We start from the raw sequence: 23,507 nt of genomic DNA, 5'->3' as shown, positions 1-23,507 counted from the left end.
AACAAATAGGCCCAATTTACGGTGTCTTTGCCAGATAAAACCAGCCCTGTTACTTTGTCTTTCTATAACTCCTTATTGTGCGAGAATACTTCATGAAATAGCTTTTCGATAACGCTGAGAAGTTCATTTTCCAGCTTTAGAACATTACATAAATACTTATTATTCCTTTTTCAATGATTTGATAATTTCTTGTTATCCAGATTCTTGGTCTCAAGACCTGAAATACCAATCTATCCGACAATATTGACCAAACTCAAATAATTAGAATTCCTCACCTTGATTCAATTAATTAGTACGATATGATAGCACTTTCGTGCTACTACCCGAAGAAAGAATTGATGAAAATTCTAACTACTTCGGCTCCCCCAATGAAAGTGCCTACACTGCTTCCAACGTTCGCGAATACCACAATCAGAAGGATTTTCGTGACTCTGTTTCTCCAAAAACCCTTGAAGGAGTTTACATCTTCGTTCAGGTTCTCAAAATCCGAGACCTTGGGCTTTCTTACGATCGCTTCCACAAGTCCGGCAAACCATCCCGCAGCCAGAAGCGGATTCAATGAGCTTACAGGGGCAACAAAGAACGCCGTCAGTATAGAGAGAGGGTGACCAAAAGCTATAAGAGTTCCTAGAGCAGAAAGCGATCCATTCCATAGGATCCAGCTTAGAATCTGATCAAACCCTGCATCGCGATTCACTATTAACGTTGAAACAATCAAGGCGATGATCGCTATCGAGATCGTCCAGCCGATTATCTTACCGGTCTTCTTCTTCGGAGGGATCTTCGTGAGTGCAACAAGATCCTGATCCTCTTTTATGGCCTCTTTCAAACCCGGGACATGCCCGGCACCAACTACGGCGACGACTTTCTTTCCCGGAGCCGTCTTGATCTTCTGGGCGAGATACTTGTCCCTTTCGTCAATCAATGACTCCTTGAGCTGAGGAAAGGACTTGGCAAGCTCACTGAGCGCAGAGGTCAGCATATCCCCCGACTTCATTTTCTCGAGATCTTCTTCTGTTATCTTCTCATCGCTGAAGATAGACAAAACTAGAGTGAAGAAGAGTTTCGTCTTTCCCCAGAAGCCAAGATTTCCCCATATTCTTGCGAAAGTGACCTGAATATCTCTATCTGCAAGAACAAGCTCCGCTCCTGTCTCTTTTGCCGACTCAATAGCCTGCAGCATCTCCTGTCCTGCCTGTATTCCTATTTGTTTTGCCATTCTCTTTTGATAAGAGGAAAGTATAAGGTTAGCTAGCAGAAGAAAAGACTTCTTCTCTTTAACTACCTTTGCGATATCGGTCTTCTTCCATTTATCCTGATCCTGTATCGATTGGTATCGGGAGTTGCACAGTTCTATTGCAACGGAATCGGGTTTTTCCTCTTCGATAATCGCCTTTACTTCTTCGGCGCTATTCTTTGATACGTGAGCGGTACCGATAATTATCAATTCTTTGTCATCAAGCATTATTCTGTGTACTGTCTCGGACAACGAAATCACCCTTTCGATTTGACTATCAAATTCTATTTAATCACAATCTTGCACCCAACTCTTCTTTGTGAGATTATCAATTATATAGCTCATTAGATATTCATGGGAGGTGTTCTCTTGAGCAATCCCGCACGAGCAGAAATCGAAGACCTACAAGGGATGGTTGACCTTGCATCTCTTGTCTTCAAAAGTGAAATGGGAAAGATCTTTCCTGTGCTGTTTTCGCAAGAGAATGTGGAAAACATGACAATCGTTAAGGAGGAGGGAAGACCGGTGTCGATGATCGGCTTACTCCCTAGGGAAATCTCTTTCTTCGGACACAGGATGAAGGTCGGTCTCATCGGTTCAGTATGCACTCACCCGGACTACCGTGGGAAGAACTACGGAGCCGTGACTCTTGCGAAGGCCGAAGAACATGCTATAGATATGGGCCTGTCACTACTCATAATTTCCGGAGGCAGAGGCCTATACCAGCGGTTCGGAGCGGTCAGGCCGCCAGGCACGAAAAGAATTCTCGTGAAGCCAGGAAGAACGGCATCTATGAGGGAAGCAAAAATTTCGGACATTGGTAAGATTCTCGATCTTTACAGAATGAAACCACTGAGATACATAAGGAACTTCACAGATTTCGAGAAAACCTTCTCAACGGGTTACGCGGAGGCACGTAAGGCAAAAGCGTACTTGAGTGAAAAGGCTTACATTACCGTTGTCGAGAGAGAAGACAATCATTACGTGATTGAATACGGCGGAGGCAGCAAAGACGTAATCTCATTGACAAGGGGCTATATCGAAAAACTCGGACTCAAGGGATGCATAATCGTCGCCGAAAGACACTTCAAGGCAGAGGAGAGCCTTCCGATCGAGTTTCCCGGCACCGCGAAAATCATCTCCAAGAGAAGCTTCTTCGACCAAATGGAGGGTTACTTCACGGAGATTATGCCTTCAGAGGACTATGACAGATTCGTAGAGACCGTTGAAAGACTGTCATTGGCGGAATTCAACCAGGAAGTCTTTTGTTGCAGCAAATTCAAAGGACTGCCTCTTTCACTTCCAAACTACGGATTTGATTACATTTGAAAACCGGCGGAGGCGAGGCCGACTACGTCGGGAAGTGAGGCTTGCTGGCGCGAGGAAGTAATGCTGGGAAAAGCGTCCGGGGAAGTGAGGCTGCTACGCAGAAAGTGATGCAAGAAACAAAGAAAAAGAGGTTTGGGAGCGAGATCCTTTGCAGAACCCCTGTACGCTTATGAAAAACCGTTTTTCGTCAACGGTCCTCCGTCCCCGCCAAGAAGCATCGGTTCTTCGTTCCGACGCTGCGCGTCCAGGTTCTTCGTTCTTGGATAAGATCGAAACCTAGATCCCGAAACAAGTTCGGGATGACAGAGTGAGGGACTTCCACAAACCGCTGCGCGGACAACTTTCTCAGTTGCATTGAAACCCTGAATTGATTGCCGGTTCTGTTCGCGAGACCCCAGACCCGTTTTGTTAAGCTTTTTTACTGCAACTTGGAACTGCATCTTGCAACTAATTTTCTGCTCTGACCACTGGCCTCTATCCTCGATCCTCGCGCGTGTGCGCGACCGCGGAGGATACGCGCGTTTTAGAGAACACTCTTCCCTTTACATTTTCTTTCGAAGAAATCGATAGAACCCTTCAATATCGTCTTTTTGAACAATATGGAGGTAAGATGGCCGGAAGGCATCCAGCGAAGAGTAGCATCTGGAAGCATTTCGGCGAGTTCTCTCGTAGAAGGTCTAGGAATGAAAATATCGAAAAGAGCTCCAGTTAAGAGAGTGGGACACCTGACAAACTTTGCGTAAGTCAGGGGGTCGTATTCGAAGCACGAGATCGGAGCACTCCCGATTTCGATTTCAGGCTTCTGTAGTGAGTTCAAGAACTCTCTGTAATCTACTTCGTGCAATTTACGGCATTTCTCTCTATTACAGGATCCGTCTTCTTCGTACTTGACCCTCATTACTCCGGTCACAAAGCTTTTCCAGGTAATGTGATAGAAATTGCCTCCGGTGACAACAAGCGACAATCCACTTATGGAAGGTTCTAACGCTGCGGTAATGACCGCGATAAAACCCCCGAAGCTGTAGCCCATGAGGAAGTAGGGTGGGGGGCACTCCCACTTGAGGTAGTTTAAAGTAGTCAAACCATCCACAACGGCGTTTTCAAACCTTTCTCTTAGAACATCCGTCCTGGGATCCAGAAACAACTCCCCCGATTTGTGGCCGGCGGGGGTTCTTTCAAAATGAAAGGGAAGTATCATCATGGCACCGGAGTAACCGTGTTTCGCGAGGTTCTCCGGGAACCACCTGAGATAATCTAGATTCTTCTCTCCCCTTCCATGAAAAAACAGCACCGTCCCTTTTCTGCCCCCTTCGTAAAGGTACAGAGGGATGCTGCCATTCTCCGGATATTCGCCTGGATAATTCGACTTGAGGAAGATCTTAGAACCTTTGCTTGTTTCCAATCTCTCGATAATCTCTGGGTGATCGGAATAACGCTTTGCGAAAATCTCCTTTTCCATTTACATCTACCTCTATAAAAGTATATAATAATTCGATAAGCTAACCTGTACCTTCTGGGAGGAACGGATGAATACTTTAGCGGTCGCAATTGCAATCGTCGTTTTGATTGTATCTCTAAAACTCTTTAAGGACATCTCTTTGTCACTCCTCTTTTCAGTGATATCTTTGGGTATTGTTCTTCTCATTCCACCTGCAGACTATTTCAACGCTTTTGCCAAAGAGGTGAGCGACTGGGAATTCTGGAAGGTAATCATCACTGTTTTCTCCATATACTTGATGGGTGAAACGATGGACAAGAGCGGCAATTCTTCAAGATTTGTAAGAGCCGTTGAAAGTCTTTTCCCCGAGCCAAGAGTCTCGATTGCGTTGATGCCTGCGATAATCGGACTCCTTCCGATGCCTGGCGGGGCAATGTTCTCCGCGCCCATGGTTAAAGATCTAGCAAAATCCGACCCCACTATTTCAAATGAAGACGGCCTTGTCTTCAACTACTGGTTCAGGCACGCAATGGAGTTCTTCTGGCCTCTGTACCCTGCTCTGGTTATTGCATCTGGCATATCCAGGATAAGACTCAATACGCTTGTCCTTTGGCTAATGCCCATAGGCGTTGTCGCTTTGGTTACCGGATATTTACTGATGATTAGAAAGCCGATCAAGATCAGATACAGTCGCTCGGCGTTAAAAGAGCTTTTGATTAGCGCCTGGCCGATAATCGCAGTTATCATACTGGTGATACTTAATCAGCCGGGCTGGCTGTCCGTCCTCGGGACATCGCTAGTCTATTTGCTTCTCAATAAGAACAAGAAAAAGGTGCTATTAGCGGCTCTCAAATACAAGACGTTTATCTTGCTTTTAACTGTCTTCTTTTACAAAGACCTTGTTGAAATCGCAGAAGTTCCGCAATCTATGGGCAGCGAGCTTATCGCCTGGTCGATACCGCCCCTGACTTTGGTAATTCTTCTTCCGTTCCTAATGGGATTCATGACGGGGGTAACTCAGGCCGGGGTAGGTCTCAGTCTTCCGTTAATTCTCAGTATGGGTAACGGTTATGGTACACTTGCTACAACGATTCTCGCTTACACGTTCGCAGTTGTTGGAGTTCTGGTTTCGCCGGTCCACCTCTGTCTCGTTTTGACGAGCGAATACTTTAAAGTCGAGTATCCGAGAATCATAAAGAGGATATCGGTGGTCACTTTGCTCTCGGTTGCGGCCGGCATTGTCGTCTTTGTGCTACTTTTAAGTCAACTTGAATTAACACAACTGAAGACCCAAAAGGCTATACTGTTACTTGCTTTAACGATGACTGGAGGTGAGAATGAATTGAAAGAGTACTCCGTTGTCCTTTCGAACGTGACCAAGATCTTCGACGATTCTTTCACTGCTGTGGACAACGTTTCTCTTACGATAGAACAGGGCGAGTTCTTCTCTCTTCTGGGTCCCTCCGGTTGTGGAAAGACTACGATACTAAGAATGATCGCCGGATTTGAGGACCCCACCTTCGGAAACATAACTCTCAACGGAAAGAACATTATCGGTACACCCCCAAACGAAAGGGAAGTCAATACTGTTTTTCAGAACTACGCACTCTTTCCTCATCTAAATGTATTCGAGAACATTGCATTCAGCCTTAGACTGAGAAATGAGCCAGAGGATCAGGTCAGGCGTAAGGTCAAGGAAATGATAGATCTTACGCGTCTCAATGGCCATGTCGAGAAGATGCCTTCCCAGCTCTCCGGAGGCCAGAAACAGCGAGTGGCAATCGCAAGGGCCCTTGTGGGGAGACCGACAGTGTTGCTTCTCGATGAACCCCTTGCGGCTCTCGACGCAAAACTAAGGCAACACATGCTGGTGGAGCTAGATACGATTCACGATGAAGTGGGCATAACATTTATTTATGTAACTCACGATCAAAGTGAAGCTATGTCGATTTCCGATCATGTGGCCGTCATGAATGAAGGGGAGATCATACAGCTTGGAACACCCTTCGAAGTCTACGAGAGTCCGGTAAACGCCTTCGTAGCAAACTTCATAGGAGAAACTAACTTCTTCACAGGGAATGTCGTGAAAGTAGAAGACGAATACTTTCTGCTGGACACCGAGAAATTTGGAGAGATCTGGTTCTACAAAGATATGGAAGTGCTAGAGGGTCAGGAAATTCAGGTATCATTGAGACCTGAGAAGGTTAAGGTTACCAGGGATATGCCGGTCGCTCCCGAAGGTGTCAAGTTGAATGTGCTGAAGGGCGTCATCGACGAGACTATCTACCTTGGGAATCAGACGAAGTACACGGTAGCTATTGGCCAATCATATCTAAAGGCGTTCAAGCAACACGTTAGATACTTGTTCGATGAAGTAATCATCACGTGGAAAGACGATGTCTATGTCTGGTGGTTTGCCGATGACAGTTATGTATTAAGAGAGACAGGCGGTGTTCCTGTTGAAGAGTAAGCGGAATCTGACCGGATTTCTGATCTCCATGCCCGGGGTCCTGTGGCTTACCGTTTTCTTTTTGATTCCATATTTGATAATCATACTGTACAGCTTTCTCACTCCGGGAATATATGGAGGAGTAGAACTTCCCTTCACACTCGCCGCATACACCAGAATGCTCGGCAGTGCTGGATACTGGCAGATACTCTGGAAGACCGTGTGGATATCTCTTGTCTCAACAGTCATATGTCTGGGAATTGGACTGCCAACTGCCTATTTCATAGCTACCTCGAAGAGAAGCAATATCCTTTTAACCCTTGTAATCGTCCCATTCTGGACGAATTTCCTTGTGCGGATATTTGGGTGGATGGTTATTCTTGGAAGAAATGGGGTTATTAACTCGTTTTTACAGCTGATCGGTTTCGATAGACCCTTGACGCTCACGTATACGCCGGGTTCAGTAATACTTGTCATATCCTATATGTATCTTCCGTACATGATACTACCGCTTTACAGCGCGATAGAAAAGTTCGACTTCAGTCTCGTAGAAGCCGCCATGGATCTAGGTGCAAAGAGAACCGAGGCGATAATGAAGGTTCTTATCCCTTCGATCAGAGGGGGGATAATAGCGGGAATAATCCTGGTATTCATACCCGCCCTCGGTTCTTACGCTATCCCCGACCTTGTGGGTGGGACCGACGGAGCGATGTTGGGAAACCTAATTGCCAAACAGCTGACGGCGGCAAGGAACTGGCCCTCCTCTTCTGCGATTTCGATGATATTTCTGTTGATCTCCACTCTGGGTCTCCTCGTTTATATGAGAATAAACAGAGTCCAGACCAAGAGACGGCTTACCGTTCGCGAAAGTTATATGAACGAGGAGGAGATTTGATGGAGACGAAGAAGGTAATCGGGAAGCGCAGATTCTCTATGACCATAGCCACTCTGGCCTTCGTCTTTCTATACCTGCCGATTATCGCTCTAGTTCTACTGTCATTCAACAGCTCCAGACAGGGTGTTTCGTGGACGGGCTTCACTTTGAAGTGGTATTCTGAGCTGTTCAGACAGGCCGATGTCTGGAGAGCCTTTCTCAACACAGTCATCATAGCTTTTTCGTCGTCCCTTGTGGCGACAGCTATAGGAACCTTTTCGGCAATGGCCCTCTACTGGTATCAGTCAAGGTTGAAAGGCTACCTCGGCATACTGGTTTATACGCCCCTCATTATCCCGGACATTTTAATGGGTGTATCGATGCTGATATTCTTCGTTGCAATAGGCATTCCATTAGGTCTTTTCACGATTTTCATAGCGCACGTAACCTTTTGTGTCTCATATGTCACGGTAACGGTGATGACCAGACTGGAGGACTTCGACTATTCTGTGGTCGAGGCGGCAAGAGATCTGGGAGCGAAGACCAATCAGGTCTTCAGAAAAGTGATTCTTCCAATGATAATGCCAGGGATAATGGCAGGCTTTCTGCTGAGTCTGACATTGTCGATAGACGATTTTGTCATTACCTTTTTTGTTGCCGGTCCGGGATCTACTACTTTGCCTTTAAAGATCTTTTCAATGATAAAGTTCGGGGTTTCCCCGGTAATAAATGCGCTTTCGACTCTGCTCCTCGTTGGGACTCTAATCATCTCTTTCTTTGGAAGCAGATTCAGGAAGCTAATCTTTTAGGAGGTGGAACAATTGATGAAGAAACTGACAATCGTAGGTGCCATACTTTTCGTTTACGTGCTCACACTAGGTCAGGGAAATCTCATAATCTACGGTTGGTCGGACTACATTCCCAGTGAGGTTATTGAAGCCTTTTCGCAGGAGTATGGCGTAAATGTGACTTACGACAGCTACGATTCGAACGAGACAATGTTCGCCAAGATCAAGGCCGGAGCACGAGGATACGATCTTGCAATGCCATCTGCAGATTACACTAGCATAATGATCAAGGAAGATATGCTCATTCCGATAGACAAATCTCTGATACCCAATTTGGTCAATATCGATCCCTCTGTAATTGAGCAGATGTACTACGATCCCGAAAACACATACAGCATTCCCTACATGGTAGGAACTACGGGAATTGCTGTCAATACGAAATACGTAGAGAGCTATCCTAGGTCATGGAAGATCTTTGAACAGCCCCAGTTCAAGGGAATGATGTCGTTGCTGGACGACATGAGAGAGGTCTTCGGAGCGGCACTCAAGTTCCTTGGATACTCCGTCAACACAACGAACACGGATGAGCTCCAGGCGGCAAAGGAACTAATACTAACCTGGAAGGAAAACATTGCGAAATTCGACAGCGAACTCTTCGCTAAAGGCGTGTTATCAGGGGAGTTCTGGGTTGTGCACGGCTACGGAGAAAACATCTTCTACGAGGCAACCGAAGAGGAGCTTAAGGACATCGATTTCTTTATTCCGGTTGAAGGCAGCACTTTGTGGATCGACAGTTTTGTCATCCTGAAGGGGGCCAAAAATATCGATAACGCCCACTTGTTCATTAACTACATATTGAGGCCGGATGTTGCAGCAAAGATTTCCGATTATCTTCTCTTACCATCACCAAATGTGCCGGCAAGAGAACTTATGGAAGAAGAACCTGTCTACTCTGCCAAAGAGATGGAAAATACAGAACTGATAAAGGACCTTGGAGAGGATCTTAGAATCTACAACTCTCTCTGGAACGAGATTCGGTTCGGCCTTTAGTATAGAGCCAAACAAGGCAATCAGAGCCCGTTCAAAAAACGCGTCTTCTAGAGGAGATGCGTTTTTCTTTGAAAGTTGGAAAGGGTTTGCGAGCATTTGTTTGCATGTGTTACACTTCTACAGGCTGCAGACTTCCTAAGAGGTGAAAGATGGTTTCTATTGGAGAATTCGGAAGCAAGATCAAGGAGAATATTTCCAGGGTAATCGTTGGAAAGGAAAAGACTATAGAGAGGGTGCTGGCCGTTCTGATAAGCGGTGGACACGTCTTGATAAACGACGTGCCGGGCGTGGGTAAGACGATGCTGGCGAGAAGCCTGGCGATTTCTCTCGGGCTGGAATTTAACAGATTGCAGTGCACTCCGGACCTTCTGCCTGGTGATGTAACCGGCATAAGTATTCTCAACCTGAAGACAAACGAGTTCAACTTCAGAAAGGGTCCAATCTTCACCCAGATTCTTCTCGTAGATGAAATAAACAGAACGACCCCAAGAACGCAGTCCGCTCTTCTCGAGGCGATGGCCGAGAGACAGGTCACCGTAGACGGCAGGACTTTCCAGATGGAGAAACCCTTCTTCGTAATTGCCACTCAAAACCCGGTAGAGTTTGAAGGAACCTTTCCGCTTCCCGAGGCGCAGCTTGATAGATTCTCCATCTCCCTAACGATGGGATACCCCGATGAGAAAAGCGAAAGAAAACTTCTAAAGGGAATCTCCACCGAACATCCGATAACTTCTCTTAAGCCAGTATCCGGTCAAGTCGAACTAGATTCCGTTCTAAAGCAGGTCAAGGAAGTAGTAATAGAAGACTCCGTTCTCGAATACATAATCTCTATCGTAAATGAGACCAGAAACCACCGGGACATACAGCTTGGCGTAAGTCCAAGGGGATCGATCGCCCTTATGGAAACGGCCAGGGCCCTTGCAGGTATCAGGGGCAGAAGATTCGTCATTCCCGACGATGTCAAGGAAACGGCAAGCGATATTCTTTCCCACAGAATAATAATCAAGCCTGAAGCCCGGCTTATGAGAAGGACTAACAGGGATGTAATAAACGAAATAGTCGAATCTCTCCCAATACCGATCAATAATGAAAAGACTTGAGCTGGAGGAGATAAGATCTCGAAAAGGACCGCTCATAATTGCGACGGGCTTCTCTGTCGGTTGGTCCCTTTTCTTTTTCAATGTTTATTCGGCAATGTTTTTGACCCTTTCTGCGGTTGTATGGATCTACTACTATCTTTCTAAACTCACCTTGAAAAATCTTACAATAGATCGCTCCGTTGATAGAGAAAGGCTCTTTCCGGGCGAAACCCTTACTCTCGTTCACAGTCTTCAGAGGGTACCCCTCATTTCTCTCGGTCTCACTGTAATCCCGGTCATTAGAGCCGAGAGAGAGTACGCAGCACCAAGAGAGAGTTCGATCTCCCTTTCCTCTACCGAGGACAGCAGAGTCGAATCGAAGGTGGTTTTCGGAAGACGAGGCGAGAAGGATCTTTCGAGACTGGTCGTTGCTTGCAGAGATCCGCTGGGACTTTTCTCTCACAGCGCCACGTATTGTACGCCTCAATCGGTACTTGTACTTCCCAAAGTGATGGATCTTGAAACCTTTCCTCTAAGGTTAAGAGAACTCCTTCCCGGAAGAGAGAGCGACTTCAGACTGATGGAAGACCCCGTTGACTTCAAGGGGATAAAAGAATACGAGAGAGAATCTCTGAACAGGATACACTGGAACGCCTCAGCCAAACTCGGAAAGCTAATGAGTAAGGAATTTGGATACACTGCCGTGAGCAAAACAGTTCTCTATCTGGATCTGAATCTTTCGAGAGAGGTCTTTGCCCGTGATGTCTGGGAAAGGATAAGGATAGATTACGAAGAGATAGCCGTTCAGCTTGCCTTAGGTCTAATAAGGCTTTCCTACAGATCCGGAGGAAGTATACGACTGGTAAGCGTGGGGGAAGAGGTATTGAGATTGAGCGATAGGGGGAGAGACTGGATAGACTTCGCCGAAGCTCTTTCAGATACAAAGGGGGTCGATCATGGATTTCAGCTGAACGAAATAATTGAAGATGATCTTGAACAGTTCGATCCCTCGACAACTGTTGTCCTAATATCGCTATATCTCGGCGAGGAGATTCTGCCCCAACTCTTGAGGGCAAGATCTCACGCCAGCAGAGTCGTAGTCCTTATAATACCGTTCAGTCCCAGAGAACCCTGGATGAAGAGAAACGTATCTTATCAAATGCTTCCGAAAACGATCGAGGAGCTTAAGAAACGCGCGGCCTTCCTCGAAGAAGAGCAGATAATCGTATGAGTGGTCGGAGACGACCAGTCGATTCAGGAGGTGCTTCTAGATCTCTAAAATAGACAAAACCTCTATAGCCGCCTCGATCGTTGTATTCGCTGTCAGTTATGTACAGCTGTTCTTTTCCGGTGGAGTTGTTTTAGCACTAATCCTCGCAGGAATGGTAGGCTTTCTCTTCTACTTTGGAAGAACGAAGGCCGGCTGCAGTATCTACTTCGTTCTCCCGGTCTTACTCTTCACTACTACGATACTGCTTATAGGCGTCTTGAGAACGGATGTCGTACAATCGCTTTCTGCACTGGGATCTATTGTGGGAGTAATACTCTCGATGGACAGAAGTGTCCGTCTTGCAGTTCCCGGTCTCTTCATGGTAGGAGTTTCGCTTTCTTTTAGTCCCAATCTCTTTCAAACCGGAGCTTACATTACACTTGCCGTAATCCTTGTCAGACTTCTCATGACACGCAATGTTCCGAGACTCTTCCTTTTGCTATCAATCTTGATCCCCCTGCTTTCTCTGAGCCTTTTGGGAAACTACAGAGGAGGCATCTTATCAAATGAAGAAAGAACCTCTACGGCCAACCTAGTAGAAAGCGAAAAGGAATTATTCCCAGAAGAGGGTCTCACCAAAGACGCTACGGTATTGACATCTCGACCCTCTTCAAGAGGTTCTGCAGATGATATCGATTTTCTTGTCCTTGAAGAAGTCGCCGAGGTACGGCTTATAGACTCTGTCTTTCTCTTTGGATTCTACACAATAGCTTTGATCCTTGTAATTGTTGTATCCAGGAAGGCCATCCTGGAAATGGGGCGATGGAGTCGTCTTATCCCTCCGTCTATTGTTCTTCTTTCGGTAGTGGCAGTACTGATTGGAGGATTCATGTATTTAAGATCTCTCCCTCTTTCCGAAGAGATCGTATTAGGGACGGGCGGTCCCTCCAATCAGACGTCCTTTGCGCCTTCCCAATCGGTTACAGGACTGCCTGAAGAAAACGAAGAAGATGAACCCGAAGCCATCCTTAACAAATCGGCGGCTTACAATATTCTCAGATGGTCGACTCTAGCTGGAATTCTCCTTCTTTCTGGCCTTCTTGCGTATTTTGTGACAGTCATTGCTAGAAAGAACCAGACTGTATCTTCAACTCTTAAATCCAAAGACACGATCTTGACGGAGGTTCGTCAAAGCGCGTCTGTACCTCCCAAATTCAGTGAGGACAGAGAATTCATTATCTCAAGCTACAAGTGGTTAAGAGAGTTCTACTTTGAAGAGTATTGCCAGCTAACTCCCTTCGAACTGATTCAGGAGACGGAGGCTTCGCTGAAGCATCTTCTAATTGAACTTACGGAAATCTATGTTCCAGTCAAATATGGGAATCTAGAACCGGAAATCTATCAGTGCAGAGAGTTTCACAAGCTTTTACTGGGCCTGAAGGAACTTCTGGACAGAAAAAAAGGAACTTTTGATAATGCATAGCAACTACTATGTGCGCGGCTTTTCGCATATTGAACAGCTTGCATTTTAGAAATAATCAAATTCATTTGGAATCGGCTTGCATTTTATTCAGTTGTGTGTGTTATAATCATTCTGTCCAAAGGACACTATCGCTTTGCAAGTGGTGCAAGGTAGTTTTAAGGAGGAACATTTAAGTATGACAGGAACAGTAAAGTGGTTCAACGGAACAAAAGGTTATGGATTCATTACTAAGGATGACGGTGGGGACGTTTTCGTTCATTTCTCAGCTATTGAGATGGACGGTTTCAAGACCCTTGACGAAGGACAGAGAGTCGAATTCGAAGTCGAAGACGGTCCAAAGGGTCCTCAGGCAGCAAAAGTTAGAATTGCGAAGTAATCGATTGTCCATATAAGGAACCCGATCGCCCGCTTTCAGCGGGCGATTTTTTTATGTATCGTGACCATCTGACTAATCCCCGGTCATTGTGCTAACATATCAATAATCGAACTAATTAGTGGGAGGTAACGATGAGCTCCAAATTTTTGAATCTGCTTGACGGAACGATGTTCTTCAATGCCTTTTCTTCTGGTGCCACTGCCGTAATAAGAGAGCAGAACGACCTGAACAGGATAAACGTCTTTCCTGTTCCCGACGGCGACACCGGGACGAATCTCGCCTCTACGATGCGATCTATTCTTGAGCTGACAGATGTCTCTCATTCGATTGGCAAGACAACGCGATCGATAGCCGATGCCGCACTCATGGGAGCTCGTGGAAACTCTGGAGCGATATTCGCCCAGTATATGCACGGACTGAGTACCATCATTGGAGACAGAGACAGTATCGATAGAAAGACCTTCGCAAAGGCAGCACATGAAGCGATTTCATATGCCTATGATGCTATGGTAACCCCCGTCGAGGGGACGATGCTGACCGTGATGAAGGATTGGGCCGAGGCTTTGATCGCCATAGAAGACTCGGAAAGATCGTTTTTCGAGATGGTCGAACGGTCGAACGAAGTAGCGCTCAAGTCTCTCGAAGAAACACCGGAGAAGCTGGCCGTGCTGAAGAAGGCCGGCGTAGTCGACGCCGGAGCGAAGGGCTTCGTAGCCTTCATCGAAGGTATAAAGACTTTTCTGAGCGGAAGAGGCGTCAATCTTGAAGACGAGATCATCCCCGATATCGAATTGAAAAAACACGTCCATATAGATGAAGGCAACATCAAGAACAGATACTGCACCGAGGCGATAATCGAAGGTTCTCGACTGGACGTCAATGGAATAAAGTCGATCATCAGTCAGTTCGGAGATTCCGCCCTGGTAGCGGGAACGGACACTAAGGCAAGAATCCACGTTCATACTAATGAACCGGCAGAGCTCTTCTTCAAGCTGAAGGACTTCGGCACAGTTACTCAGCAGAAAGTCGATGACATGGAGATGCAGTACAGGGTGAGTCAGAAGAGGAAGTATCCGATCGCACTTGTTGTTGACTCCGTTTGCGATTTACCGAAGGAGGTAATTGACTACTACCAGATTCAGATGGTGCCATTGTATCTCAACTTCGGCAAGAGTCAGTATCTAGACAAAATAACATTGAAGGCAGATCAATTCTACACGCTTCTCGACACGACGGAGGACTATCCGGTTTCGGCTCAACCGGGATTGAACACTTTCCAGAATTTGTACCACTTTCTTGGAACCCATTATGATTCTATTATAGCTATCCACGTCTCGGACAAACTAAGCGGTACATGGAACGCCAGCACCAAAGCCGCAGAACGCATGAAGGACAAAAAGATCAGCGTAATAAACTCCCGGCATGTTTCGGGGTCCATTGGTCTGCTCGCGCTCACGGCCGCCAGAATGATAGAGGAAGGTCGTAGCCACGATGAAATCGCAGAAACAATCGAGTCCCTGTCAAAAAACACAAGGATCTTCGTGAGTGTCAACACTTTGAAGTACATGGTGAAAGGTGGAAGGGTAAGTCCAGTTCTAGGGCTGGTCGGTAAGGCAATGAATCTTAAGCCGATTGTATCGGTAGACAAGGAAGGAAATTCGAAACTCTACGGAAAGGCCTTCAGCAAGTTAGGCAACATGAAAAAGATACTTGGTTTTGTGGAAGAGCTGAACAGAAAGTGCAGCGTTGTATCTTACAATATTACTCACGCTCATGCCCACAAGACCGCAAAAGCGTACGAGGAAAGCCTCATGAAACTGCTTGGAAAGAAGCCCGAGTACATTATGGAAGTCTCCCCTGTTGTTGGTATTAGCGCGGGGGTCGGTGCTGTAAGCGTTTCCGTGCTTTGCGAAAGAGACACCTGGTCTCCCGATGTCAATATCAAGTGAGGTGAAGAGATGACTTATGTGATTCTTTCCAGTTCTTTAGTGGTCCTTGCTTACATGTCTCTGTTCTTTGCTATCGGCACTTTAAAGAAAGACAATTCCGTTGTCGATATAGGCTGGGGCGCTGGATTCGTTGTTGTTGCTTTGTTCACGCTCTTCGTGTATGGAGAGTTCAATGCAAGGCAGGTAATCACGACTATCTTGATTGCGTTTTGGGGAATCAGATTGACCACACATATTTTCAAAAGAAACTGGGGGCGTGGTGAGGATTTCCGTTACGTTCAGATGAGAGAGAAGTGGGGAGAGAAGGTATTGATAAGATCCTTCTTGCAGATCTATATGTTGCAGGGCCTTTTTATGGTGATTATCTCTTACTCAGTAATGCTAATTAATAGCCATTCGGGAAGGTCATTTGGATTTTTGGACGTTCTCGGAATTCTTATTTGGGTCTGCGGCTTTTCCATCGAAGCAATAGCAGATAAGCAGTTGAGGGATTTCGTGAAGACTAAGAAACCCGGAGAGATAATGACAAAGGGTTTGTGGAGATACTCTCGCCACCCCAATTATTTCGGCGAGGCCGTTCAGTGGTGGGGTATATTCGTCATTGCCCTTTCAATTGAAGGGGGAATATGGGCAATCATAAGCCCGATAACAATAACCATATTGTTGAGATTCGTTTCTGGAGTGCCCTATCTGGAACGGAAATACAAGCAGTACCCGGCATTCAGGGAGTACATGAAAGAAACAAACGCATTTGTCCCCTGGTTCCCTAGAAAGAAGTCGTGACGTAGATATGGAAATCTTGTTCTCCGCGCTCTTGGCCTATCTGATTGGATCCATTCCCACAGCATTTCTCATCGGGAAGAGTCTCTATGGATTCGACATAAGAAAACAGGGCACCGGTAATATGGGAGCTTCCAACATGGTTGCCGTAAAGGGCTGGAAGATTGGAATCCTCACTGGAGCTATCGACTTCATGAAGGGCCTGGGAACGATCTTGATTATTAAGGGCGTCTCCCCTCACTGGACCTATCAGATGCTTTTCATTGCGGCCAGTTTTGCCGCGATCGGTCATATGTATCCCGTCTTTCTGAGGTTCAAGGGTGGGAAGGGAACCGCAACACTGGCCGGTGGCCTTATAGGTCTTGATTACCAGGTCGCCCTGATCTGTATGGTCATACTTCTCGCTTTTATCGCGATTACGGACTACGCGGCTCCGGGCATTATTGCAGTCTCTTCAGTAATGATCTTCCTTTTCAGAATCTTTGGGTACAGATGGGGAATATCTCTTCTTTTGATACCCATTGCAGTAATCATGATAGCTAGAAATCTCGAGAATATTCAGAGGATTTTGCGGGGAGAAGAACCGGGGCTGCGGGCGCACATAAGAAAAAAGAAAAGGGCCCCGCAAAAAGGGGCCTAAGGGTGATTCTCTCAAATTCCCAGGTACACTTTTCTAACCTCTTCACTTTCAAGTAGTTCCTTTGCTGAACCTTGAAGTGTAATCTTTCCTGTTTCCAGCACATAAGCATATTTCGATATTTCAAGGGCCTTGGCCGCATTCTGTTCGACAAGCAGTATGGTAACTCCCCGCGAATTGAGTGTCTGGATTGCCTGAAAAACCTCTTCAACGACAATGGGTGCTAGACCGAGCGAAGGTTCATCCATCATTATTAGATCGGGATTCGCCATAAGGCTTCTACCTATAGCCAGCATCTGCTGTTCTCCACCGGAAAGCGTTCCTCCGGACTGCTTCAATCTCTCTTTTAGAACAGGGAAAAGCGAGAAGACCGCCTCGAAGTTGCCTTCTATCTCTTCTTTGTCCTTCCTGTTGTATGCTCCCATAAGAAGATTCTCTCTAACCGTGAGATTTGAGAATATCCTCCTTCCTTCAGGTACGAGAGAAATCCCAAGCTTTGCCGTTCTGGCGGCTCCCAGCCTGTTGATATTGTTTCCTCTGAAAGAGACTTTTCCACCGGAGGGCCTTATCAGTCCGCTTACGGCACCAAGCGTGGTGCTCTTCCCGGCGCCATTAGAGCCTATTATAGTTACAATACTGCCCTCCTCAACGGAGAGCGTTATGCCTTTTACTGCCTTGATGACACCGTATGAAACCTGGAGCTCATCAACGCTGAGAATTTCATTTGCCAACCGTAACCCACTCCCTACCCAGATAGGCTTCGATAACCCTCACGTCCTTCTGAACAAAGGCGGGGTCCCCTTCACTGATGGTCCTTCCGTGATCCAGAACCATTATCCTTTCACAAAGCCCCATTACCAGTTTCATATCATGCTCTATGAGCAGAACTGTAAGGCCGAAATCGTCGCGAATCCTTCTGATAGTATCTACAAGGCCTGCCGTTTCAGAGGCATTCATACCGGCGGCCGGTTCGTCGAGAAGGAGAAGAGTCGCCCCCGTCGCCATTGCCCTTGCAATCTCCAGTAGTCGTTGCGAACCATAAGATAACGCGCTGGACTTTTCATTCGCCAGCATTTCGAGACCGAGAACACTCAGCAGTTCAAGAGCCTTGTTTCTCATCTCCTGTTCTTTCTTGGAATAACCCAGTCTGGAAACGCTTTTGAAAAACCAGCTTACGGCCTTTCCATTGCTTGCAATCGTATGGTGTTGAGAAACCATTACGTTCTCTAAAACGGTAAGATCTCTGAACAGACGGATGTTCTGAAAAGTCCTTGCAATCCCAGTTCTTGTTATCTTATCCGGTTGGAGCGCCGTTATCTCATTATCCCTGAACAATATACGACCATTTGTGGGTTTGTAGTGTCCCGTTACCATGTTGAAGATCGTCGTCTTTCCGGCACCGTTCGGGCCGATCAAGCCAAAGATCTCGCCTTCTTCTACGCGAAGCGTTACATCCTTCACTGCGGTGAGTCCGCCGAACTTCATTGTGACATTATCAAGTGTGAGCAGACTCATCTCTTGTATCTCCTCTTGAAAACAGAAACGAGTCCATCCCAGGAGAACTCACTTCTTCCCATCAGTCCCCTCGGCCAGAAGATCATAATTATCACGAAGAGTCCCGAGAAGACGAGCATTCTCATCCCGCTTATGCCCATAATCTTGAAACCCAGGATATTCATGGGACCCTCGAGGAAGCGTAGCCACTCACTAAGGAAAGCAAAGAGCGCTCCGCCAATTATAGCTCCTGTTATGCTTCCCAGCCCGCCGAGAACTATCATTATCAGAACGTTGAAGGTGAGAAGGATGCCAAACGTATTTGTCCTAGGATCGATTGTGCTGAGCCAGTGTCCGTACAAAGACCCGGAAATCCCCGCAAAAAACCCGCCAAGAACAAAGGCAGTCAACTGATGCTTGAAGACATTTATCCCCATCGCTTGAGCCGCGACTCTGTCTTCTCGTATAGCCCTCAAGGCCCTTCCAAAGGAACTGTAAGCAAGACTCAGGACAGTGGCTACGGTAACAAACAACCAGCCCCATGCCCACCAGACATTCGTGTGATCGGGAAGCGCCTTTAGGCCCAGCGCCCCGTTTGTTATTGAATTGAGATTAAGCGCAAAGATCCTGATTATTTCGGAAAAGCCGAGGGTCGCAATTGCAAAGTAGTCGCCTGTAAGCCTCAAAGACGGCCAACCGATCAGGAAAGCAAATACGGCCGCGACGAGACCGGCAATTATCGTTGCCCAGAAGAAGGGAATCTGAATAGAGTTCAAAGGCCACACCAGTTTCTCAATGAGAAAGGTCATCTCCTTTTGCTCCGGCGACAGAGTCAGGAGCGCGGAAGTGTATGCTCCAACCGCAATGAACCCAGCATGTCCCAGTGAGAAGACTCCCGATATTCCATTAACCAATGTAAGGCTTACCGCCATGATTCCATATATACCGATAAGCGTTATTATTCTCGAATAATAGCTGTTCAGTAATTCCTGCGAAAGAAAAAGAAGAAGCGCTATGGAGGGTAATGCTATCAAAGTGAGTATAATTTTGGTCCGCTTCTTCATTCAATCACACCTTTACTATTTCAGGTCTTCCAAGCAGACCGGATGGCTTGATTGAAAGGACGATTATCAGGATGAAGAAGGCGAAGGCATCTCTGTAACCTGCCGCCCCGGGCATTATTCCTACCATCATGACTTCGGTTATTCCAAGTATCAGACCTCCGAGAACCGCTCCCGGCACTGAACCTATTCCTCCGAAGACGGCGGCGACAAAGGCCTTCATTCCGGGTATGAATCCCATATAGGGCCAGACCTGGGGATATCTTATTGCCCAGAGTATTCCACCGATCCCAGCAAGCGCCGAACCGAGTGCAAATGTCATTCCGATTACCCTGTCGACATTGACTCCCATAAGCGATGTCGTCTGAATATCCAGGGAAACGGCCCTCATAGCCATTCCAACCTTTGTCCTGAAAATGAACCACCACAAAAAGACAAGTGCGATTGCAGCAACGATAAGTGTTATGAGAGAGATTACCGGAAATCTTATCCCGCCGACTATCACCTCTCTCCCATACTTGACCTCCATCTCGCCGCCTATGATAATCATTTCATTGAGAGATTGGGGGAAGATAGTACGGAATGATCTCGGGATACCGGAGAATACGACTACCGCAAGACTTTCAAGAAAGAAAGAGACACCGATAGCCGTTATCAGCGCCGATATTCTAGGGGCATTCCTGATGGGTTTGTAGGCAATCCTGTCAACAGTAAATCCAAGAAGAGCAGCGCAAGCTACGGCAAGAATGGCCGCCAGATACCACGGAAGCTGCGCAAGAGTCACAAAGAACAGAGCAAAATAGACGGCCATCATGAAGATGTCGCCATGAGCGAAATTGATCAGCCTTAGAATCCCGTAAACCATTGTATAGCCTATCGCTATCAGGGCATAAAGGGAACCGAGACTAAGACCGTTGACAAAGTTTTGTAGAAGAGTCTTAGGATCCAAGCTTACACCTCCGGCCGATTGAAAAGAGAAAGGAGAGGGTGGGGCCTAGAAAAGCCCCACCTTCATTACGGATTGATCGTTGTATCGTACACGAACTTACCGTCTTCTATCTTTACAATCGCAACGGACTTTATCGCGTCACCGTTTTCATCGATAGTGATTATTCCCGTCACGGCAGGATAATCCTTCGTCTGTCGAACGGCCTTTGCTATGGCTTCTCTATCTGTGCTACCCGCGCGTTCTATTGCGTCCCTGACGACCAGATATGTGTCAAACCCAAGGGCGGTGAATGTTCCGGGAGCTTCACCGTATTTGGCGGTGTAGGCTTCTACGAAAAGCTTCGCATTCTCTGTAATTGCTGGACTTCCTGCATCGTAGTGAGTTGTGAAGTACAGTCCGTTTACCGCCTCTCCACCGATTTCAATAGTTTCCGGCACGGCCGCCCCGTCGCCCGCTATTATCGGCTCGTAGAAACCAAGCTGTCTGGCCTGGATGGCTATTAGGGCGATCTCCTGATAGTAACCGGGAATGAAGAAGGCACCGGCACCCTTGGAGATGGCATCGGAAACCTGGGCCGTGAAGTCCTGGTCTCCAGATTTGTAGTACTCGTAGAATACGCTTCCACCAAGCTCGAGAGCCGTTTCCTTAAAGTAATTTGCAAATCCGACGGCATAATCCTGCTCAACGTCTACAAAGACGGCAACGTTTTCCACACCCATGTTGTTGAATGCCAGCATCGCTGCCGCAACCCCCTGGAAGGGATCGCTGAAACAGACACGGGAAACATACTTCTTGTCCTGAGTTACGAGGGGATTTGTCGAGCTGGGAGAAACCATTGCAACGCCGTTTTCTTCTGCAACCGTTCCTCCGGCAATTGTGTTCGAGCTTATTACCTGCCCGATGATAGCAACAACCCCTTCCTGCTCGATCGCACGACGGGCGGTGTTCACTGCCTGAACCTTGTCGGAGTTGTTGTCGAGTAAGACGATTTCGATTTCTTCCCCAAGAACCTCAGGGAAAAGCTCGTTGGCAAGTTCGACTCCCTGCCATATCATCTGGCCAAACGCGGCGACTCCGCCGGTCATCGGAAGAATCGCACCTACCTTGATTGAAGCAAGCGCTGATACTGAAAGAAAGACAACTAAAAGAATTACAAAGAGTTTTCTCATACTTCTACCTCCTCCTGAAGTGGTTACAAGTGAATGAGACTAACCCATAATCTGATGAACATTCTTTCAAATCCAAGCAAGAACAGAAATCAGTGTTCTAAGCTAATTATTCCCCCGAACGTATATTTAACTAGCCAGAACGAAGAAATTCGAGCATTTGCATGTTGTACGAATACTACCACTAATGACAATAAGGAAATATTACGAAGTGAAACAATGAAGAGAATTTTGGTAAAATATCGAAGACATCGTCTGTAAACGGTAGTAATTACCTCACATTGGACTTGACATGTTCTATCCTAAATAACCGGGTTCAGCCAACGCTTCATGAAAATAACTATGGCCGCTGCAGAGGAAATCACCAGATTGCTTACGAACATCGCGTACCATATTCCTGTGATTCCCATGGACATACCGAAGAAGTATATCAGAGGAAGGCGTATCCCCCATAGTCTAGTGATATTGAGAATCATGGACTGAATTGTATGGCCCGAGCCTCTTAAAGCCATGTCGAAGATGTTGTAACTTGCGAAGATCGGTATCGAAAAGGAGACTATTCTGAAATACTTCTCTCCTTCAATCAATACGAGCGGGTCGTTGATGAAAAACGCCGTCACTTCCTTGCCGAAGAAGAACGTGCCGGTGCTGATCACTCCAACAATCAACACGTTTATTCCGGTCGCTTTCCATACAACTGAATAAGCGTCACTCTTTCTTCCAGCACCTAGATACTGCCCAACCATCGACGACGTTGCCTGGGAAAGACCGAAAGAGAACATCGTTGCAAGCGAAGTTATCCTGTTTCCCACGCCCAGGGCAGCGGTTGCAACCGAACCGAAGCCGGCAACCATCGAGGTAATTATTAGGAACGCAAGAGCCGTGATCGACTGTCCGGCTGAGGATGGGAGGCCTATTCTTAAGACGCGGCCAAGAGTCTTCCACTTTGGCCTAAGATCCCTGAAATTGATTTTGAATCCTCTCTTTCCTTTGAATAATATGACCGTCGCGATAATCACTACAACTCCTCTTGATATTACAGTTGCAAGCGCGGCACCGAAGACTTCCAGTCTGGGAAAGCCTATACCGAATATCAAGAGAGGATCGATAAGTGCATTCACCGTTACAGAGAAACCCATCAAGTACATCGGTGTCTTTGTATCACCAATAGCGGTGAAGAGTGAATTGAAAGTGAACATCGTGAAGGTGAATGGAGCTCCCAGAAAGATCGTTCTCATATAAATATTGGTAACTGAAAGCAACTCTGGCGGAATACTAAGAAGTCTTAAAACGGCTTCGGAGAAGATCGCACCGAGAAGACCGAGAACAACAGCGACGGCGAAGCTTGTGGAAATAACCTGTCCGGCTACATGTGTGGCCTCTTCCTTTCTTCCTGCTCCGAGATTTTGAGAGACTAGCGCAAGTCCGGCCACCGCCAATCCTCCGCCAATAGAGATCAACAAGAAGATTGCAGGCCACGCAATTGTGGGTGCGGAGATCTCAATCTTTCCCAGCTTCCCGAGCCAGTATGCGTCGACCATGTTGTATACAGTCTGGAAGAGCATGGTAAGAACAGCCGGCCAGGCGAGTTTAAAAAGGGCACTCATCATGTTTTCATTCAGAATATTGACTCGTTTCATCTTCACTCCTATGATTTCGATTACGTACTATTCCATTTATAACACAACAGTTACGAAATAAGAAGGGAGTTGTAAGACCGTGGTTGGGGATAGCGGGTTGGTGGCATCAAGATCAGAAGTGATGCTGCCTCCGGCAGGAAGTGAGGCTCGCTGGCGCGAGGAAGTGATGCTGGCGCTTAAGCGCCAGGAGGCAAAAACCAAAGAAAAAGAGCAAGCAAATTAAAGTGATCTGATCAGAACGAACTTATTCTTTCATCCTGAAATGCTCCTGTTCAGGATCTAGGCTTCGAAAGACCGAGGGTAGAGGTCAGTGGTAAGAGGTTGGAAGAGCAAAGGAACTGGTTGGCCGTTGGACGGTTATCCGTTCGTCGTGGAGAGCCGTGAAGCAATAGCATTGAGATTCCGACCAGGAGCTTTGTCGGAATGACGGAATTGGGCGTTTTCGGAATAACCGTTCTTGGTTGTTTGTTAGAATAAGAGAGGCAGGGGATGCAAGATAAGTCCAGTTCTTGGTTATA

General features: G+C 46.8%; 21 protein-coding genes and 1 pseudogene. 14 read left to right on the top strand and 8 right to left on the bottom strand.

Annotated features, from left to right (window positions below):
- Positions 1 to 319: 319 nt before the first annotated feature.
- Complete coding sequence (locus tag Y696_RS12175) at positions 320 to 1,489, bottom strand: TraB/GumN family protein (protein ID WP_006489455.1); 1,170 nt, start codon at positions 1,487 to 1,489, stop codon at positions 320 to 322.
- 117 nt (positions 1,490 to 1,606) lie between these two features.
- Between Y696_RS12175 and Y696_RS12170 the strand changes: the two genes are divergently transcribed.
- The gene (locus tag Y696_RS12170) at positions 1,607 to 2,566 is read left to right on the top strand and encodes a GNAT family N-acetyltransferase (RefSeq protein WP_006489456.1); all 960 of its coding nucleotides are present in this window, start codon (positions 1,607 to 1,609) and stop codon (positions 2,564 to 2,566) included.
- A 523-nt stretch (positions 2,567 to 3,089) separates the two neighbouring features.
- On the opposite strand, the gene Y696_RS12160 is transcribed toward Y696_RS12170, so the two are convergent.
- The gene (locus Y696_RS12160; protein WP_006489459.1) at positions 3,090 to 4,025 is read right to left on the bottom strand and encodes a S9 family peptidase; all 936 of its coding nucleotides are present in this window, start codon (positions 4,023 to 4,025) and stop codon (positions 3,090 to 3,092) included.
- 67 nt (positions 4,026 to 4,092) lie between these two features.
- Here Y696_RS12160 and Y696_RS14525 point away from each other — a divergent pair.
- From Y696_RS14525 to Y696_RS12100, 12 genes and pseudogenes are all read left to right on the top strand, one after another.
- Positions 4,093 to 5,244 (top strand): annotated as a pseudogene (locus Y696_RS14525) (DUF401 family protein); the annotation flags it as partial.
- 81 nt (positions 5,245 to 5,325) lie between these two features.
- Positions 5,326 to 6,474 carry an ABC transporter ATP-binding protein gene (locus tag Y696_RS14520; RefSeq protein ID WP_039882484.1) on the top strand — a complete coding sequence of 383 codons (1,149 nt, stop codon included), beginning with the start codon at positions 5,326 to 5,328 and terminating at the stop codon, positions 6,472 to 6,474.
- Positions 6,464 to 7,348 carry an ABC transporter permease gene (locus tag Y696_RS12145; protein ID WP_121510688.1) on the top strand — a complete coding sequence of 295 codons (885 nt, stop codon included), beginning with the start codon at positions 6,464 to 6,466 and terminating at the stop codon, positions 7,346 to 7,348. Before Y696_RS14520 ends, Y696_RS12145 begins: the two co-directional genes overlap by 11 nt.
- The gene (locus tag Y696_RS12140; RefSeq protein ID WP_006489462.1) at positions 7,348 to 8,136 is read left to right on the top strand and encodes an ABC transporter permease; all 789 of its coding nucleotides are present in this window, start codon (positions 7,348 to 7,350) and stop codon (positions 8,134 to 8,136) included. The genes Y696_RS12145 and Y696_RS12140 overlap by 1 nt, the downstream gene beginning before the upstream one ends.
- Before the next feature lie 15 nt (positions 8,137 to 8,151).
- Positions 8,152 to 9,165 (top strand): extracellular solute-binding protein, encoded by a 1,014-nt coding sequence (locus tag Y696_RS12135; protein WP_006489464.1) that lies wholly within the window; start codon positions 8,152 to 8,154, stop codon positions 9,163 to 9,165.
- Between the two features lie 149 nt (positions 9,166 to 9,314).
- Positions 9,315 to 10,265: a MoxR family ATPase gene (locus Y696_RS12130; protein WP_006489466.1), complete on the top strand. Its 951-nt coding sequence runs from the start codon at positions 9,315 to 9,317 to the stop codon at positions 10,263 to 10,265.
- Entirely contained in the window at positions 10,252 to 11,475 is a 1,224-nt protein-coding gene (locus Y696_RS12125) for a DUF58 domain-containing protein (RefSeq protein WP_121510687.1), read from the top strand. The genes Y696_RS12130 and Y696_RS12125 overlap by 14 nt, the downstream gene beginning before the upstream one ends.
- Positions 11,476 to 11,626: 151 nt before the next feature.
- Positions 11,627 to 12,937: a hypothetical protein gene (locus Y696_RS12120; protein WP_121510686.1), complete on the top strand. Its 1,311-nt coding sequence runs from the start codon at positions 11,627 to 11,629 to the stop codon at positions 12,935 to 12,937.
- A gap of 175 nt (positions 12,938 to 13,112) precedes the next feature.
- Positions 13,113 to 13,313, top strand: a complete 201-nt coding sequence (locus Y696_RS12115; protein ID WP_006489472.1) for a cold-shock protein — start codon at positions 13,113 to 13,115, stop codon at positions 13,311 to 13,313.
- A 131-nt stretch (positions 13,314 to 13,444) separates the two neighbouring features.
- Positions 13,445 to 15,262: a DAK2 domain-containing protein gene (locus tag Y696_RS12110; RefSeq protein ID WP_121510685.1), complete on the top strand. Its 1,818-nt coding sequence runs from the start codon at positions 13,445 to 13,447 to the stop codon at positions 15,260 to 15,262.
- Positions 15,263 to 15,271: 9 nt separating this feature from the next.
- Positions 15,272 to 16,045 (top strand): DUF1295 domain-containing protein, encoded by a 774-nt coding sequence (locus tag Y696_RS12105; protein WP_099772373.1) that lies wholly within the window; start codon positions 15,272 to 15,274, stop codon positions 16,043 to 16,045.
- A 7-nt stretch (positions 16,046 to 16,052) separates the two neighbouring features.
- On the top strand, positions 16,053 to 16,682 hold the full coding sequence (locus Y696_RS12100; protein ID WP_014731880.1) for a glycerol-3-phosphate acyltransferase: 630 nt from the start codon (positions 16,053 to 16,055) through the stop codon (positions 16,680 to 16,682).
- A gap of 11 nt (positions 16,683 to 16,693) precedes the next feature.
- Here Y696_RS12100 and Y696_RS12095 read toward each other — a convergent pair whose 3' ends face one another.
- The 6 genes from Y696_RS12095 to Y696_RS12070 form a co-directional block, all read right to left on the bottom strand.
- Complete coding sequence (locus tag Y696_RS12095) at positions 16,694 to 17,410, bottom strand: ABC transporter ATP-binding protein (protein ID WP_006489481.1); 717 nt, start codon at positions 17,408 to 17,410, stop codon at positions 16,694 to 16,696.
- Positions 17,400 to 18,194 (bottom strand): ABC transporter ATP-binding protein, encoded by a 795-nt coding sequence (locus tag Y696_RS12090; RefSeq protein ID WP_099772372.1) that lies wholly within the window; start codon positions 18,192 to 18,194, stop codon positions 17,400 to 17,402. Before Y696_RS12090 ends, Y696_RS12095 begins: the two co-directional genes overlap by 11 nt.
- Entirely contained in the window at positions 18,191 to 19,237 is a 1,047-nt protein-coding gene (locus Y696_RS12085; protein ID WP_183084231.1) for a branched-chain amino acid ABC transporter permease, read from the bottom strand. Before Y696_RS12085 ends, Y696_RS12090 begins: the two co-directional genes overlap by 4 nt.
- Positions 19,238 to 19,241: 4 nt before the next feature.
- Positions 19,242 to 20,183, bottom strand: coding sequence for a branched-chain amino acid ABC transporter permease (locus Y696_RS12080; protein ID WP_121510684.1), 942 nt, complete (start codon positions 20,181 to 20,183; stop codon positions 19,242 to 19,244).
- A gap of 65 nt (positions 20,184 to 20,248) precedes the next feature.
- Positions 20,249 to 21,352, bottom strand: coding sequence for an ABC transporter substrate-binding protein (locus Y696_RS12075; protein ID WP_121510683.1), 1,104 nt, complete (start codon positions 21,350 to 21,352; stop codon positions 20,249 to 20,251).
- 299 nt (positions 21,353 to 21,651) lie between these two features.
- Complete coding sequence (locus tag Y696_RS12070) at positions 21,652 to 22,989, bottom strand: MATE family efflux transporter (RefSeq protein WP_121510682.1); 1,338 nt, start codon at positions 22,987 to 22,989, stop codon at positions 21,652 to 21,654.
- A 100-nt stretch (positions 22,990 to 23,089) separates the two neighbouring features.
- Here Y696_RS12070 and Y696_RS12065 point away from each other — a divergent pair, with 100 nt between their 5' ends.
- Entirely contained in the window at positions 23,090 to 23,212 is a 123-nt protein-coding gene (locus tag Y696_RS12065) for a hydrolase-like protein (RefSeq protein WP_121510695.1), read from the top strand.
- Positions 23,213 to 23,507 lie beyond the last annotated feature (295 nt).

It is taken from the genome of Mesotoga sp. H07pep.5.4 (assembly GCF_003664935.1).
GTDB classification, from domain to species: domain Bacteria; phylum Thermotogota; class Thermotogae; order Petrotogales; family Kosmotogaceae; genus Mesotoga; species Mesotoga prima.
This window is presented reverse-complemented; position numbering and strand designations above follow the sequence as displayed.

Coding starts and splice junctions, on each gene's coding strand:
- Y696_RS12160 (WP_006489459.1), bottom strand. CDS start 4,025: ATGGAAAAGGAGATTTTCGCAAAGCGTTATTCCGATCACCCAGAGATT.
- Y696_RS14520 (WP_039882484.1), top strand. CDS start 5,326: ATGACTGGAGGTGAGAATGAATTGAAAGAGTACTCCGTTGTCCTTTCG.
- Y696_RS12140 (WP_006489462.1), top strand. CDS start 7,348: ATGGAGACGAAGAAGGTAATCGGGAAGCGCAGATTCTCTATGACCATA.
- Y696_RS12135 (WP_006489464.1), top strand. CDS start 8,152: ATGAAGAAACTGACAATCGTAGGTGCCATACTTTTCGTTTACGTGCTC.
- Y696_RS12130 (WP_006489466.1), top strand. CDS start 9,315: ATGGTTTCTATTGGAGAATTCGGAAGCAAGATCAAGGAGAATATTTCC.
- Y696_RS12125 (WP_121510687.1), top strand. CDS start 10,252: ATGAAAAGACTTGAGCTGGAGGAGATAAGATCTCGAAAAGGACCGCTC.
- Y696_RS12120 (WP_121510686.1), top strand. CDS start 11,627: ATGGTAGGCTTTCTCTTCTACTTTGGAAGAACGAAGGCCGGCTGCAGT.
- Y696_RS12115 (WP_006489472.1), top strand. CDS start 13,113: ATGACAGGAACAGTAAAGTGGTTCAACGGAACAAAAGGTTATGGATTC.
- Y696_RS12110 (WP_121510685.1), top strand. CDS start 13,445: ATGAGCTCCAAATTTTTGAATCTGCTTGACGGAACGATGTTCTTCAAT.
- Y696_RS12105 (WP_099772373.1), top strand. CDS start 15,272: ATGACTTATGTGATTCTTTCCAGTTCTTTAGTGGTCCTTGCTTACATG.
- Y696_RS12100 (WP_014731880.1), top strand. CDS start 16,053: ATGGAAATCTTGTTCTCCGCGCTCTTGGCCTATCTGATTGGATCCATT.
- Y696_RS12090 (WP_099772372.1), bottom strand. CDS start 18,194: ATGAGTCTGCTCACACTTGATAATGTCACAATGAAGTTCGGCGGACTC.
- Y696_RS12085 (WP_183084231.1), bottom strand. CDS start 19,237: ATGAAGAAGCGGACCAAAATTATACTCACTTTGATAGCATTACCCTCC.
- Y696_RS12075 (WP_121510683.1), bottom strand. CDS start 21,352: ATGAGAAAACTCTTTGTAATTCTTTTAGTTGTCTTTCTTTCAGTATCA.
- Y696_RS12070 (WP_121510682.1), bottom strand. CDS start 22,989: ATGAAACGAGTCAATATTCTGAATGAAAACATGATGAGTGCCCTTTTT.